This is a genomic window from Jeotgalicoccus halotolerans (assembly GCF_003387165.1).
In the GTDB taxonomy this organism is placed as follows: domain Bacteria; phylum Bacillota; class Bacilli; order Staphylococcales; family Salinicoccaceae; genus Jeotgalicoccus; species Jeotgalicoccus halotolerans.
This window is the reverse complement of the sequence record NZ_QUMW01000009.1, coordinates 546,115-559,304: the sequence shown is the minus strand read 5'-3', so window position 1 is coordinate 559,304 and position 13,190 is coordinate 546,115. Positions and strand designations below refer to the sequence as shown.

Genomic DNA, 13,190 nt, shown 5'->3' with positions numbered 1-13,190 from the left:
TATATACAAGGAGGTTCATATGCAGTCATTTCTTGATCCTGAAGCACCATTGGTGCAAATCGGCGATCTTAATCATGTAATTTATCTGGCCGGCATCTTTGTTATTTTGTTTATGCTGTTTAAGTTTCGTTATCAGATTAAAGGAAATCCCAAAACGGCAATGCTCGGTATACTGATTTTTGCTATTGTTCAGCGAATCATCAGCGGCAGCTATTATATTTTAGCTGATGAGTTTACAGTAACAGATTCACTGCCTCTTCACATCTGCAGAGTAGTGTGCTATTTAATCATTTTTCAATATTTTGCTGAACAGAAGTGGCTGGATCAGATAATTTTCTATTTTGGCTTGTTTGCATATGCCTCTTTCATATACCCCGTCGGTATTTCACCGGCACTTCATATGCTGGGTCTGTCATTTTTCATGCTGCACAGCTTGATAATCGTCTATCCGCTTATCAGGTATTTTACGAAGGGATTTGTGCCTTTATTAAAAGGTGCACTTCAGTCGACGGTTTTATTTGTAGTTTATTTAACCAGCATGCAGCTGTTGAATAATGCAATCGGCAGCAATTATTTTTATACTGAAGAACGGCCGTTTCTGCACGACTTAAGCGAGCCTGTTTACTTTTTTTTGAATATGTTCGGCATTGGAATCGGTTTTGTTATCGTTGCCTTACTTATTCATCTGGTAATTAATTATATTAAACATAAGACAGAAAAACCTAAAAATAAAAAAGAAAAAACACTGGTGTAGTCCAGTGTTTTTTCTTATATTTACCAGAGTTTAAAACCTTTGGCTCCCGGTATGTTTTCAGTAAACATTTGCGTAACAGGAACTGTATAAGCAATCAGAATCAGGAAAATTGTAATAATGATAAGCAATCTCCAGTTTTCCACCCATTTAACAACCGGCTCCTCCTGGTCCATGAACATTGCGACAGGAAATTCCTCCGGATCGTTTACTTTTGGCCCGGTAGTCAGTTTTAAGAACAGCAGTATTGCAATAATGATAGCGATAAACAGGAAGGAGCCGCCTACGGCCTGCATCACCTGGTAAGTTATCCATTCAGAAGCAATGTCAGCTCCGCCGTATTCTGAAAATGCAGAACGTCTCGGTGCGCCGCGAAGGCCTGCCCAGTGCATGGCAAGAGACATAATACCCATGCCGAGTGCCCATGTATAAGCAAGGAACAGCCCGAGTCTATTGGCGATTTTATCAATTTTTCTGCCTGTTATGTGAGGCAGCAGGAACAGCATGGCAGCAAAGTAAGTCAGAATAACAGGAGCGCCGACAGTAATATGGAAGTGTCCGACAATCCATATTGTGTTATGCACCAGCTGATTCATTTGACCGGAAGCATTAATAATACCGCCAAGTCCGCCCGGAATGAAAAACAGCATGCCGATAAAAACCAGTACAAAACGTGCGTCGGTCCACGGCAGCTTTTTAAACCAGTCGAGCAGGCCGCGGGCGCCCTGTTTGCGTCCGTAGGTTTCAAAGACGGCAAACATGCTGAAGGCTGTCATTAGTGACGGCACGATAACCATAAAGGTCAGAACAACCTGCAGACCTTTCCAGAATGCATCGATGCCGGGGTCCACAAGCTGGTGGTGAATACCGACTGGAATACTGAAGAATAAAAACAGTACGAAAGCTAAACGTGCCAGGTTATCAGAGAAACCTTTCGTTCCGAGCACTTTCGGTATCACAGCATACCAGACCATATAAGCAGGCAGGAGCCAGAAGTAAACGAGCGGATGACCAAAATACCAGAAAAGCGTACGGCTCAGCGAAATGTTAATCGTTTCAACCCAGCCGAGTGACCACGGAATAAACTGAAACAGCACCGTTGCAGCGACACCGATAGTACAAACAATCCACATGACATTGTTAATTGCTGTCATATAACTTAAGAGCGGTGTTTTCTGTCCTTTATTTTCTTTTCGCCATCTGAAGTATCTCATCAGCTGGCCGGCAACTGAAATCCATGTGCCGACGATGACGAGGGCAAGGCCGATATAGTGGACAGCATGCGCCTGAAGCGGTGCATAGAATGTATACAGCACACTCGCTTCATTTAAAGCAATCATTGCCGCGGACATTAAAGTCCCGGCTGTCATGACCCAGAAGCCCGTCCAGCCGAGTCTCAGTTCTGAAGTGCTGAATGAGCCGGCAGTTCTTGACAGCGCTGCAATCTGGAAACCCATTATAAAGAAAAATGTCATAACAAGAGCAAGAATTACACCATGCAGCGTGAGGAGCTGGTAATAGCCGATGCCAAAAGGCAATTCGAACTGCCCCGACCGGACGAGAGTCTGCAGAAGTCCGGCAGTCCCTCCGATTAATAGGGCAAATGAAACCCAAATCATGTTCGCGAGCACGAGTTTACTGTCTTTTTTATCTACTTTTGTTTTACTTGAAAAAATCTCTGAGCCGGTATAGTTACTCATTAGCAATACCTCCATTTACAACTTTCAGTGTCGATGTCATATCGGTATGACCGACACCGCAATACTCATTGCAGACAATGAGATGTTCACCGGGCTCATCAAAGGTCATTTCATATGTAGAAATGAGCCCCGGTTCAGCGATCATATTAACGTTCGTTCCGACGACCTGGAAACCGTGAACGACATCTGGACTCGTCACGTGAATTTTTACAGTAGAACCTGCAGGGATTTCAACTTCTCCCGGTTCGTACATAAAAGCGCTGGCAAGAAAATATAAATCATAATCGTGATCGCCGTCTGTGGCCTCCTTAAGCCCCGGTTCACTGAAGCGGGCATCTTCCCGGACATGTTCGGGATTAATCGTTTCGATGCCGCTCGCAGCAGGCGTGTGTCCGCCGTGAACAGCTGAAATACCTAAAATAATTAAAAATACTGCAAGTGAAGCTGTTCCAAGTGAAATCCATATTTTTTCGTATTTATGCATTTAATAGCTTACATCCTTTCCATAAATAATATAAATGCGCCGAACCAGCTTAAAAGCATCAATCCGCCAATCGCCATTACCATCATAAAAGTGCCGCGCAAATCAAGCTTATGATGATTATCTTCATTGTGTTTTTCTTCTTTTTTAATTTTATCCTTTTCTTCAGACATGATTTCACCTTCTTTTCTCTCATTTTTATATACATAAATTGTAGAATATATTTGTTTATAAAAAAGTGATAAATATCACACTTTGTGATAATATTTAATAAAATGAGGGAGGCGGAAAATGATTGATCAAGCCATTTTTTATCCGGAACATCTCATCAGTCTGATCGAAGAAAGCGGGAGCAGGATCACCTTTAAAAAAAGTGAGTTCATATATCATCCGGGCGATCCGACCGCTTACATTTATTTGATTCAAAAAGGACAGGTTTTTATCAGCAGAATGCAGGAAGAAGGGGCGGAGCTTGCGACAAACCTGCTGAGTGAAAAAGGAATATTTGGTGCGGTGACCTTATTTTGCGGGCCGAAGGCACATAATACATCAGCCAGAGCAAAGACAGATGTTGCACTTTTCCGGCTGTCTCAAAAAGAGTTTGAAAAAATCATTATGGACAATGAAGATGTGAAGATGGAGTGGATGCGCTGGATGGAAATAGACAGGCAGCGCGCGGTAACGAAAATTCGTGATAATGTGATGTACGGTAAACTCGGCGCGCTGTGTTCGAATTTAATCAGGCTGTCGAATTCGTTTGGCGAAACTGTGCCGGGCGGCATAAGGATTACGGTGAAAGTAACCAATCAGGAACTCGGTATCATGTCCGGCACATCGAGAGAAGTTGTTAACCGTCTTCTCGGTGACTTGAAAAAACAGGGGATTATATCTGTGGAAAACAAAATTATTACAATTCACGACATCGATAAACTGCGGCATATGATTAACTGTGAAAATTGTCATATAGACGTCTGCCAAATATTTTAAAGCGCTTTCAAGCTTTTTGGTTTACATCTCAAAAATATGTGGTATTATTATATTAATAGAAATTCCTGAAGAGTTCGTGATGTGTTGACTTATATTTTGACCTAACACTTTTTTTATCGGGAGCCTAATTGGTTTTCCTTCAAAAAACAAGCCTATGTACTAAGTAGGACGTTTGGAGTTGGAAACAGGGCACCCACCTGCAAATAGCAGGCCAAAATAATCAACTATAACACACGGCTTACGTTGGGTATTTCGGTAGTCACCAAGTTTACTTGGTGGCTATTTTTTGTCTTTTTTAGACTTGGGAAGTCCTGCGCGCCACCGAATCTGAGAGAATGCCGTTCTTTGACTGACTAAATCATTTACTCGGTCAAAGAACCCCTTTTTTCCGAGTCTCCCACAGACTGTTTATATAAAAGCACCACAAGACAGCAAAAAGCCACCCGCACATTGCAAGTGGGGTGGCTGATTCAAGCTATTTTTTCCTGCCGTAATCGGTGTCTTTGTTCATTTTCTTCAAATTATGATAGGTCTCGTTGAGCGACGCTTCGTATTTGCTGATGCCGTCATCTTTATAGTAGCGCTGATTAACCAGCGTGTCAGGCAGGTACTGCTGGGCGACGACGTGATTTGGATAATTGTGCGGGTATTTGTAGCCGACAGCATTTCCGAGTTCTTTCGCGCCTTTGTAGTGGCCGTCGCGCAGATGTCTCGGTACGGCACCGCCGCGGCCTTTACGTACGTCGGATAAGGCGCTGTCTATACTCGATATTGCTGTATTTGACTTCGGCGACAGAGCGAGTTCTATGACTGCCTGAGATAAAGGGATTCGCGCTTCCGGGAATCCTAATCGTTCTGCGCTTATAATGGCATCGAGTGTACGCGAAGCGATGTTCGGATTCGCAAGCGAGACATCTTCATAGCTGATGACGAGCAGCCGGCGCGCAATTGTAACGAGATCTCCTGCTTCAATCAAACGTGCTAAGTAGTGAAGGGAAGCGTCAACGTCGCTGCCGCGGATGGACTTCTGCAGTCCGCTCATCACGTCGTAATGCATATCGCCGTCCTTATCGTGCAGAAAGGCGGATTTCTGCATGCAGTCGAGAGCATCCTTCAGAGTAATTTTAATGACGCCGTCTTCATCCGCATCAGTGCTTAAGGCTGCGAGTTCCAGAGCATTTAAAGCGCTTCGGACATCGCCGTGTGCCGATGTAACAAAGTGTTCAACAGCGTCGTCGGCGATTTCGATATTGTATTCGCCGAGCCCGCGGTCTTTATCTTCTAAAGCGCGATGCAAGCCAGTTTTAATATCTTCAGTACTAAGCGGTTCCAGTTCAAAAATCTGGGTTCTCGAGCGGATGGCGGGGTTAATCGCGTGATATGGATTGGATGTCGTTGCCCCGATTAAAATAATCGTTCCTTTTTCAAGGTGGGGAAGGAGGAAGTCCTGCTTCGCCTTGTCGAGGCGGTGGATTTCATCCAGGAGGAGGATGACACTGCCGCTCATTTTACCTTCTTCTGCGACAATCTGCATATCTTTCTTCGTATCCGTCACGGCATTCAAGGTACGGAACTTGTATTTAGTAGAACCTGCGATGGCACTGACGATACTGGTCTTGCCGATGCCCGGAGGACCGTACAGTATCATTGAAGAAAGTCTTTTGGCATCGACCATGCGCCTGATAATACCGCCTTTAGCAACGAGATGCTCCTGACCGAGCACTTCGTCGATTGATGCCGGTCTCATGCGGTAGCTTAATGGTTGTTTATTCATAGTATTTCACCTTATTTTAAAAGATATGTTATATTTAATTATAATATAAAAACTAGATGAACTAAAATTATTGAGGTGTAAGAATGAAAATATCCACTCGCGGAAGATATGGTTTATATTTTATGCTGACGCTTGCGAAAGACTACGGCGTTAAAAAGCGCAGTGTAAAATCTGTCGCTACAGAACGCGATATCAGCGATTTGTATTTAGAGCAGATTGTTGCGAATTTAAAAAAAGATGGTCTCGTTAAAAGTACAAGAGGTGCCTACGGCGGCTATGAGCTGAACTATGCTCCTGATGAAATCACAGTCGGGCAGGTATTCAGCGCTGTTGAAGAAAATATTATGATTGTCGATGCCGACAGCCACGAAACTAAAAATGAAAGTTTCTTATGGAAACGTATCAGAGATGCGGTAAATGATGTACTGGACCACACAACATTGCACGATATCGTTGACAATGATACCGATGAATTTGACGGCTATATGTTTTATATTTAACTTTAATTCCTTACTGAATTAAAAAATAAACAATGCACCTGAATCTGATTGATTCAGGTGCATTGTTTTTAAAACCGCCCGGATTTAACAATTGACCAGAGCAGCCAGATAAACATGCCCATCGCAAATATCGCAGCGATTTCTATAATCGGAATTCTGAATATAATACTGCCTTCACCAAGTATCGCAGAACCGACGATTAAGCCGACCATGACAATACTGAAGGCGAGCAGGACGATACTGAACGACAGACGGTTAATCACTCTGTCGAGATGTTTCGAAAACTGTGAACGGCCCTTAACATCTATTTCAATCGGCAGGTTCTGATTCTTCAGACCCTTCGAGAACTGATGTACATTTTCTGTGACTTCTCTTAATTCACTGCCGAGCTGCTGAATTTCATCTATTTGGAAATTCAGCAGATTTTTCGGATTGTAACGTTCGAGAAGCAAAGCTTTGCCGAATGGTTCCGCGACATCCATAATGCTGAAATCAGGATCCAGCTGACTGACGATACTTTCTAGTGTCAAAAGCGTTTTCGCAAGGATAGTGAAGTCCTGCGGCAGTTTGATTTTATACTTATTGGCAATACCGAACAGATCATTTACTGCATCGCTGAAATTAAGTTTTGAGAGCGGTACATCGTAATACTTATCGCGCATAATTTCAGCTTCGCGGTTTAAATCCCGCATGGATACATCGCTCGGCACGACACCCATTTTAACAATTGCTTTAACGACGCCGTCTGAATCTTTCCGCATCAGAGAAATGAGCAGGGAACCGAAATTAATTTTCAGGTCGCTGGTCAGCCGGCCGATCATACCGAAATCCAAAAAGACAAGCGTGCCGTCTCTGAGGACGCTCACGTTACCGGGATGAGGGTCGCCATGGAAGTATCCTTCTTCAAAAATCTGCTGGAAAATCGCTCTCGCGAGTGTCTCGGCAAGATCGCTTCTGTCGATATTCAGCTTATCCAGTTCGTCAAAATGATTCACGGGAATGCCTTTAATAAAGTCCATTACCATGACATTTTTTGTCGAATATTCCCAGTAGATTTCAGGGATCTTTATTTTATTGTCATTTTTGTGAGTCTTGCCGATGCGTTCGACATTGCGCGCTTCAATCGTATAATCGAGCTCATTAATCAGTGCATCGGAGAATTCTTCAATCATATCCGTAACCTGGTAGTTTCTCGCCCATTCAAGATTGGACTCCGCGAGCACGGCAAGATGACGGAGGATTTCAAGATCGGTACGGACTGTCTTTTCTATATTTGCGCGCTGAACCTTAACGGCGACATCTTCACCGGTATGCAGCATGGCCCGGTGAACCTGGCCGATTGAAGCAGAGCCGACAGGCGTATCATCAAAAATCATAAAGAGTTCATCAATCGGTGCCTCTAATGATTCTTCAATTAATTTCCGGGCTTCAGCTGCCGGGAACGGCGCCACGTGACTTTGGAGTTTCTCGAGTTCCTTGATCAGGTCAGGCGGAAGCAGATCCCCTCTCGTTGAGGCAATCTGGCCAAGTTTAATAAACGTCGTTCCCATCTCTTCGATAAAAATACGGATTCTTTCCGCATAAGTCTTTTCGAGAACTTCATCGTTCTGCTGGCGCAGCAAAATACGCTTAGGCAGCGAGATCACACGGTCGAGACCGATTTCTTCTATGAGAAAGCCAAGCCCGCTTTTGGAAAACTGCATAGCAATTTCCCGGTAGCGGTTAATATAATTTACTCGTGTCTGAAGACTCATAAGCCGGTCACTCCTAAAATTTAAATACTATGTCCATTATAGATGTGCGCGTATTTTAGTTAAAGGATAATCCCTCAGAAAAACTCTTTGAATAATGCTCTGATTGACGGTTCGTGATCATTCGTTTGAATTGCGAACATCATACTGTACTCTGTAGACCCCTGATTCATCATCCGGATATTCACTTTTTCTTCAGCAAGAGCAGCGGTGACGCGGCTGACGATACCGACTTGACGGGCCATACCGAGTCCGACGATAAAGAGCAGACTTAAATCTTCTTCGACTTCAATCCATTCAGGTTCAAGCTGGAGGTCGATTTCCTCGATGATTTTATCCAGTGAATTATTATTTTCGAACTGGTTTGAGCGCATAATAATAGAAATATCATCGATACCGGATGGCATATGTTCATAAGAAATCTGATAGTCTTCAAGTATTTGCAAAATACGGCGTGTAAAACCGATCTCTTTATTCAGTAAGTATTTGTGCAGTGAAATAGAAGTGAATCCTTCGTCACAGCTGAAGCCGATAACTGGAATGTCTGGATTAAGTTTACGTTCCGGCACAATTTTAGTGCCTTCAATATGCGGCTCATTAGTATTTCTGATCATCACAGGGATTTTTTCCTGATACAGCGGTTCGAGCGCCTCATCATGAAAAATGCCGAAACCGGCATAAGCCAGTTCACGCATTTCGCGGTAGGTAATTTCTTCGATTTTGTAAGGCTCTTCGATAATACCCGGGTGGGCTGCGTAGATGTGTGATGCATCTGTGTAATTTTCATAAATATCCGCTCGAATGCCGCGTGCAATAATTGCTCCGGTTATATCTGAACCTCCGCGTGCAAATGTTACGATATTGCCGTTGTCTGCAATTCCGTAAAAGCCCGGAATAACGAGGACATCTTCAGGATAATCTTTTAACTTGTTAATTTCATTGTACGATGAAGGAAGAAGACGGGCATTGGCAGGCGTGTTTGTAACTCTAATGCCGGCTTCTTCAGGAGAAACGTATTTGGCACTGATCCCGAGCGAATTAAAATAGGCACTGATCAGCTGGGCATTAAAATCCTCTCCGCGTGACTTTAAGGCATCGAGCAAGTAATCGTTGTCTTCAATCGTATTCAAATAATCTCTTAAAATACTTTCGAAATTATCGAGCAGAGATGAATCGATAGATAATTCCTCGACAATTGATTTGTAGCGCATCAGAATTTCAGTCAAAGCCTCTTCAGTATCTAGACCTGCAATTTTGTTTGTGCAGAGTGCAATCAGCATATCGGTAACTTTAACATCGTCATCGCAGCGTTTTCCGGGCGCACTGACCACAATCGTTTTAATATCTTTATCATTCTGTACAATGGATGCGACTTTCTTGATTTGTGTTGCATTAGATAGGGAACTTCCACCAAATTTAGCTACTTTCATATTTAACACCTTTTTTTATATTAGTTTTAGGGTCTTATAATACATGAAAAGTTTAGAAAAGTGTAGAGTTTTCAGAATAATACCTTGAATTTTTTTCAGAAGCACTCTAATATGAGTATTCATACTATTTAATATTGGAGGTCACTATGGATAAGAAGATTGCTTTACTCGGCATGGGCACCGTTGGCAGCGGTGTCGTTAATTTATTGCGAGAAAACGAAGATTTGATACATTCATCGTCAGGGGTGCGCTTTACAATTACCCATATTCTGGTTTCAGACATGGTGAAAACGAGAACGGCTGATGTGTCAGGTATTCGGGTGACCGATGATATTACTGAAATTGAAAATGCAGATATCGATCTTGCTGTCGAAGTAATGGGCGGAATTGACAGTACGAAAGATATTATCAATAAATTTTTAAAGCGCGGTATTCCGGTAGTGACGGCGAACAAGGATATGCTCGCTGTGCATATCGATGAACTGGAGGAAACGGCATCAGAGAACTCTGCAGCCTTATATTACGAGGCGGCTGTCGCCGGCGGTATTCCGATTATTCATACTCTGCAGCACAGTTTAAATGCCAACAGGATTTCAAAAGTTATGGGTATATTAAACGGCACGACAAATTATATTTTATCGAAAATGACATTTGACGGCTGGGACTATAACGATGCCTTAAAAGACGCACAGGCAATCGGCTACGCCGAAGCAGATCCGACAGCGGACGTCGAAGGAATTGATGCAGCACGTAAAACACTGCTGCTCGCAAGGCTCGCTTTTAATAAAAAGTTCACGCTCGACCAGGTGAATTTAAATGGTATTACGAACGTGGATATTAAAGATATAAAATTGGCTGAAAGTGCAGGATTAACATTAAAACTGCTCGGTGTAGCAGAAGATCTCGAAGATAAATACAATCTTTCGGTTGAACCGATTTTTGTCGATACAAAGCATCAGCTGGCGAATGTGCACTATGAGAAAAATGCAGTATTCGTCAATGGCAATATGATCGGCGAAGCGATGTTTTACGGCCCGGGTGCAGGCAGTTATGAGACTGCATCAGCTGTAGTCAGCGATATGATTAACAGTGCGGTAATTACAGCGAAAGCGAAAAATATACCTGAAGAAAAAGGCGAACCGGCAACAGAGCTGCCGGACAGTGCTTATTATTTAAGATTTAACGGATCGCTGTCTGAAGCGGAATCATATTTATCATCACAGGATATTCAGTTTGAAGTTATAAGTACAAAAGAATCTGCTTTAAAAACCTTAAAAATAAGCGCAGATGCACTGCAAAAAATTCAAAATACATTGGCACCCGCTGCAGTGTATAAAATAAATGGAGCTGAATAATTATGACTTGGCAAGGTGTCTTAAAAGAATATAAAGAATATTTACCAGTAAATGAAAACACACCCGAATTGACTTTGTATGAAGGTAACACTCCATTAATCAAGTTAGAGAAACTGTCTGAAGAACTCGGCATAGAACTGCATGCCAAGTTTGAAGGCTTAAATCCGACAGGGTCATTTAAAGACCGCGGCATGGTGCTGGCTGTTGCAAAAGCGAAGGAAGAAGGAGCGCATACGGTAATTTGTGCGTCTACAGGAAATACTTCCGCTGCGGCTTCTGCCTACGCTGCTCGCGCCGGTTTAAATTCAATCGTTGTGCTGCCTGAAGGGAAAGTGGCAGTAGGCAAAGTAACACAGGCTATGATGTCCGGCGCTAAAACAGTGACAATTGAAGGGAACTTTGATGATGCACTGAAAATTGTACGTAAGATATCCGAAGACAACGACGGCATTGAGCTCGTAAATTCATTGAATCCTTACCGCATCGAATGCCAGAAAACAGCATCCTTTGAAGTGATTGATGCCTTAGGCAAAGCGCCGGATTACTTATGTATTCCTGTCGGCAATGCAGCAAATATCGCAGCCTACTGGAAAGGTTTTAAAGAATATAACGAGAAAAAAGGGACGTCGCTGCCGAAAATGTACGGCTTCGAAGCCGAAGGCGCAGCGGCCATCGTTAAAAATAAAGTGATTGAAAATCCGGAAACGGTCGGTACTGCCATCCGTATCGGAAATCCTGCCAGCTGGGATAAGGCAGCGGCTGCCCGGGATGAGTCCGGCGGTAAAATTGATTCCGTAACTGATGAAGAAATACTGTCTGCTTATAAACGCGTCGCGTCAACTGAAGGTGTCTTCTGTGAACCGGGGTCTGCTGCATCACTTGCAGGTGTGCTTAAATCGGTTGAAAACGGCAGCATACAAAAAGGTTCCACAGTCGTAACTGTCTTAACAGGAAACGGTCTGAAAGACCCTGACACGGCGATGGAAGTCGCACTCGACCAGCCGAAAAAACTGCCGCTCGATGAAGGAAAAATAGTCGAGTACATTGAAAGCTTAGAGCAGTAAGATGGCTGATTTATCGTTAAAAATACCAGCTTCCAGTGCCAATCTCGGCCTGGGATTTGACTCAATCGGCGTTGCAATTAACAAGTTTTTATATATAGAAGCGACACTTGCGGATTCCTTCAAAGTGTCGTTTAAAGACTTTGCACTGTATGTACTGCCGTCAGATGAAACGAATTTAGTATTCACAACAGCGCGCTCCATTGCAGAAAAATACAATAAAGAACTGCCGGCCCTGCATATTGAAATGCAAAGTGAAATTCCGCTGTCCCACGGACTCGGCTCGTCATCGAGTGCTATTGTCGCAGGAATTGAACTTGCTGATTATTTTCTGGAACTTAATTTAACCGACTATGATAAAGTACTGCTCGGCTGTGAAATAGAAGGGCACCCGGATAATGTCGGACCGTGCATAACGGGCGGAGCATTCGTTGGTTTTTATCAGCAGGGAGAACTTTTTTACTATCATTTAAATCTGGATAATATCGGTTTGATTGTGAGTGTACCTGAGTATGAAATAAATACTGAAGAGGCGCGTGACGTCCTGCCGAATGCCTACACAAGAAGCGAAGCGGTCGCACAGAACGCGCTTGCCAATGTAATGATTCTTGCTTTGCATAATAAAGATTACAGATTGATGGGGGAGCTGATGATGAAAGACAGTTTCCACGAACCCTACCGTCAGCCGCTGATAAAAGAATTTAATGATATTAAAACTGCAGCGCTTGAGGCGGGTGCACTTGCAACTGTTATCAGCGGTGCAGGCCCGACAGTGCTGACGCTGGCGGAGGAAGACGTGCTTGAAGCAGTGCTCACAAAGCTGCAGGAAGTACAGGATGTGCACCACGAGATTGTGAGTGTGTATACTAAAGCGGGAGTTTAAGAACTGTTTAACAGGGAAAAGTGATATTAGTTAAATTTCTATGGAAAAGGACTGATATCATGGCTTGGAGTATGCAGGATTATCCCGATTCACTGAAGAACTTCGATAAACTTGAACGAAAGAAAATTATCGATATAGCGAATGCGCTCTTAGACAGCGGCTACAGCGAAGAACGCGCGGTGCCGATTGCAACATCCGAAGGTAAAGAATGGTATAAAAATGCATCTGAAAAAGAACTGAAAGAATTTGAAAAAGAAGGTAATCCGTCGAAAAATGATTCACACGAGACCGACAGCGCGAATCCCGATCTGCTTGATGAAAATGTTATCGTGAAATACGATGACAACACTGAAGAATGGACGGTTAAATCTGTTAAAGCGAAACGTGCGGCTGGCACTTACAAATATAAAAATGAAGCAGTTGAGCGCGCAGAAGAAATCGCAGATAACAAAGGTTCGAAAGTCGTGAAGTATACAAAAGATGGAAAAAAAGAATAGGATTAATTTGATGAGGGGCT

At 43.2% G+C, this 13,190-nt stretch carries 13 protein-coding genes and 1 other RNA gene; 8 read left to right on the top strand and 6 right to left on the bottom strand.

What is annotated here, in order from left to right; all coding sequences use genetic code 11:
• Positions 1–19 precede the first annotated feature (19 nt).
• Positions 20–754, top strand: a complete 735-nt coding sequence (locus DFR63_RS04075; RefSeq protein WP_115884457.1) for a YwaF family protein — start codon at positions 20–22, stop codon at positions 752–754.
• Between the two features lie 20 nt (positions 755–774).
• Here the strand turns inward: DFR63_RS04075 and DFR63_RS04070 are convergent, their stop codons facing one another.
• Genes DFR63_RS04070 through DFR63_RS04060 form a run of 3 tightly spaced genes read right to left on the bottom strand, consistent with a single transcriptional unit; the run spans position 775 to position 3,105 of the window.
• Complete coding sequence (locus DFR63_RS04070; RefSeq protein ID WP_115884456.1) at positions 775–2,451, bottom strand: b(o/a)3-type cytochrome-c oxidase subunit 1; 1,677 nt, start codon at positions 2,449–2,451, stop codon at positions 775–777.
• The gene (locus DFR63_RS04065) at positions 2,444–2,935 is read right to left on the bottom strand and encodes a cytochrome c oxidase subunit II (protein ID WP_115884455.1); all 492 of its coding nucleotides are present in this window, start codon (positions 2,933–2,935) and stop codon (positions 2,444–2,446) included. Before DFR63_RS04065 ends, DFR63_RS04070 begins: the two co-directional genes overlap by 8 nt.
• Before the next feature lie 8 nt (positions 2,936–2,943).
• Complete coding sequence (locus DFR63_RS04060; RefSeq protein ID WP_115884454.1) at positions 2,944–3,105, bottom strand: cytochrome c oxidase subunit 2A; 162 nt, start codon at positions 3,103–3,105, stop codon at positions 2,944–2,946.
• A 118-nt stretch (positions 3,106–3,223) separates the two neighbouring features.
• Between DFR63_RS04060 and DFR63_RS04055 the strand changes: the two genes are divergently transcribed.
• Positions 3,224–3,919 carry a Crp/Fnr family transcriptional regulator gene (locus DFR63_RS04055; protein ID WP_115884453.1) on the top strand — a complete coding sequence of 232 codons (696 nt, stop codon included), beginning with the start codon at positions 3,224–3,226 and terminating at the stop codon, positions 3,917–3,919.
• A 59-nt stretch (positions 3,920–3,978) separates the two neighbouring features.
• A non-coding RNA gene (gene ssrS, locus DFR63_RS04050) (6S RNA) lies at positions 3,979–4,173 on the top strand.
• 221 nt (positions 4,174–4,394) lie between these two features.
• Here the strand turns inward: ssrS and DFR63_RS04045 are convergent.
• Positions 4,395–5,693: a replication-associated recombination protein A gene (locus DFR63_RS04045; RefSeq protein ID WP_115884452.1), complete on the bottom strand. Its 1,299-nt coding sequence runs from the start codon at positions 5,691–5,693 to the stop codon at positions 4,395–4,397.
• 83 nt (positions 5,694–5,776) lie between these two features.
• On the opposite strand from DFR63_RS04045, the gene DFR63_RS04040 reads away from it, so the two are divergent.
• Positions 5,777–6,193, top strand: coding sequence for an RrF2 family transcriptional regulator (locus tag DFR63_RS04040; RefSeq protein WP_115884451.1), 417 nt, complete (start codon positions 5,777–5,779; stop codon positions 6,191–6,193).
• A 68-nt stretch (positions 6,194–6,261) separates the two neighbouring features.
• Here DFR63_RS04040 and DFR63_RS04035 read toward each other — a convergent pair whose 3' ends face one another.
• Both DFR63_RS04035 and DFR63_RS04030 read right to left on the bottom strand, forming a co-directional pair.
• The gene (locus tag DFR63_RS04035; RefSeq protein ID WP_115884450.1) at positions 6,262–7,947 is read right to left on the bottom strand and encodes an ABC1 kinase family protein; all 1,686 of its coding nucleotides are present in this window, start codon (positions 7,945–7,947) and stop codon (positions 6,262–6,264) included.
• 74 nt (positions 7,948–8,021) lie between these two features.
• Entirely contained in the window at positions 8,022–9,374 is a 1,353-nt protein-coding gene (locus DFR63_RS04030) for an aspartate kinase (RefSeq protein ID WP_115884449.1), read from the bottom strand.
• A gap of 146 nt (positions 9,375–9,520) precedes the next feature.
• Between DFR63_RS04030 and DFR63_RS04025 the strand changes: the two genes are divergently transcribed.
• Genes DFR63_RS04025 through DFR63_RS04010 form a run of 4 tightly spaced genes read left to right on the top strand, consistent with a single transcriptional unit; the run spans position 9,521 to position 13,170 of the window.
• On the top strand, positions 9,521–10,729 hold the full coding sequence (locus DFR63_RS04025; protein WP_115884448.1) for a homoserine dehydrogenase: 1,209 nt from the start codon (positions 9,521–9,523) through the stop codon (positions 10,727–10,729).
• Between the two features lie 2 nt (positions 10,730–10,731).
• On the top strand, positions 10,732–11,793 hold the full coding sequence (gene thrC, locus DFR63_RS04020) for a threonine synthase (protein ID WP_115884447.1): 1,062 nt from the start codon (positions 10,732–10,734) through the stop codon (positions 11,791–11,793).
• Position 11,794: 1 nt separating this feature from the next.
• Entirely contained in the window at positions 11,795–12,673 is an 879-nt protein-coding gene (gene thrB / locus DFR63_RS04015) for a homoserine kinase (protein WP_115884446.1), read from the top strand.
• A 59-nt stretch (positions 12,674–12,732) separates the two neighbouring features.
• On the top strand, positions 12,733–13,170 hold the full coding sequence (locus DFR63_RS04010; RefSeq protein WP_115884445.1) for a DUF2188 domain-containing protein: 438 nt from the start codon (positions 12,733–12,735) through the stop codon (positions 13,168–13,170).
• Positions 13,171–13,190: the final 20 nt, after the last annotated feature.

Excerpts from the sequence above, each read along its gene's own strand:
- DFR63_RS04010 (WP_115884445.1), top strand. The coding sequence starts at position 12,733 with ATGGCTTGGAGTATGCAGGATTATCCCGATTCACTGAAGAACTTCGAT.
- DFR63_RS04055 (WP_115884453.1), top strand. The coding sequence starts at position 3,224 with ATGATTGATCAAGCCATTTTTTATCCGGAACATCTCATCAGTCTGATC.
- DFR63_RS04060 (WP_115884454.1), bottom strand. The coding sequence starts at position 3,105 with ATGTCTGAAGAAAAGGATAAAATTAAAAAAGAAGAAAAACACAATGAA.
- DFR63_RS04035 (WP_115884450.1), bottom strand. The coding sequence starts at position 7,947 with ATGAGTCTTCAGACACGAGTAAATTATATTAACCGCTACCGGGAAATT.
- DFR63_RS04030 (WP_115884449.1), bottom strand. The coding sequence starts at position 9,374 with ATGAAAGTAGCTAAATTTGGTGGAAGTTCCCTATCTAATGCAACACAA.
- thrB (WP_115884446.1), top strand. The coding sequence starts at position 11,795 with ATGGCTGATTTATCGTTAAAAATACCAGCTTCCAGTGCCAATCTCGGC.
- DFR63_RS04065 (WP_115884455.1), bottom strand. The coding sequence starts at position 2,935 with ATGCATAAATACGAAAAAATATGGATTTCACTTGGAACAGCTTCACTT.
- DFR63_RS04040 (WP_115884451.1), top strand. The coding sequence starts at position 5,777 with ATGAAAATATCCACTCGCGGAAGATATGGTTTATATTTTATGCTGACG.
- DFR63_RS04070 (WP_115884456.1), bottom strand. The coding sequence starts at position 2,451 with ATGAGTAACTATACCGGCTCAGAGATTTTTTCAAGTAAAACAAAAGTA.
- thrC (WP_115884447.1), top strand. The coding sequence starts at position 10,732 with ATGACTTGGCAAGGTGTCTTAAAAGAATATAAAGAATATTTACCAGTA.
- DFR63_RS04075 (WP_115884457.1), top strand. The coding sequence starts at position 20 with ATGCAGTCATTTCTTGATCCTGAAGCACCATTGGTGCAAATCGGCGAT.
- DFR63_RS04045 (WP_115884452.1), bottom strand. The coding sequence starts at position 5,693 with ATGAATAAACAACCATTAAGCTACCGCATGAGACCGGCATCAATCGAC.
- DFR63_RS04025 (WP_115884448.1), top strand. The coding sequence starts at position 9,521 with ATGGATAAGAAGATTGCTTTACTCGGCATGGGCACCGTTGGCAGCGGT.